The sequence below is a fragment of the Oleiphilus sp. HI0086 genome (assembly GCF_001635225.1).
The window spans coordinates 1-705 of record NZ_LWFZ01001111.1; the positions used below are offsets into that span (position 1 = coordinate 1).

Genomic DNA, 705 nt, shown 5'->3' on the forward strand with positions numbered 1-705 from the left:
CGGGTGCAAGTGCGGTAGTGTTTGCCATTGTGAACTCTCTTTGTTGTTTTTATATTCTTCACACAAGACAACGGCTGTATAAAACATGCCTTGTTGTTTTTCTTCTAGCATTGCCTGAGCTTTTATGAACCGTTGTTTAAGAAAACTGAGCGTAGATGCTAGGTATTTTTTTGTTTATCAGTGCTTAGCTTCCGATTAATTGCGACGATAGTCAACAATAATAATGCAGCACCGCCATTATGTGCGACAGCTATCGCAGTTGGAAGAACCAGTATGATATTCAATATGCCCAAGCTTATCTGTGCGCACAAGAGAACTAACAGTAAAATGGCTAAGTTTCTTGTGCCTTGCTGGCCTGGGCCTTTTGAAAATCGTAACAGGAAAAGGGCAAAAGTGCCGACAACTAGGAGTGTCACTACTGCTCCTATTCGGTGTGTCAGATGAACCGCCGTACCCGCTTCAAGCGAAAGCGTACCACCTTCGTAATCAACACCGAGTTCTCGCCAAATTGTAAAGCCTTCAGAGAAATCGGTATTTGGCCACCATTTACCTTGGCAGGTTGGTAAATCCCAGCAATGAAGCGCGACATAGTTAGTGCTGGTCCAGCCCCCGAGTGCTATCTGACAATAGACTACGACGAGTGCCAATATGGCCCAGTTCTTAAGGCCTCGGGAAACGATAGCAGGTTTTTGTTGTCGATCACTT

General features: G+C 44.8%; 1 protein-coding gene. It reads right to left on the reverse strand.

Annotation, left to right across the window (positions count from 1 at the left end; genetic code table 11):
- Nucleotides 1-158: 158 nt before the first annotated feature.
- Nucleotides 159-705 (reverse strand): heme A synthase (locus tag A3756_RS19630; protein WP_197481401.1); only part of this gene is annotated, 547 nt, incomplete at its 5' end.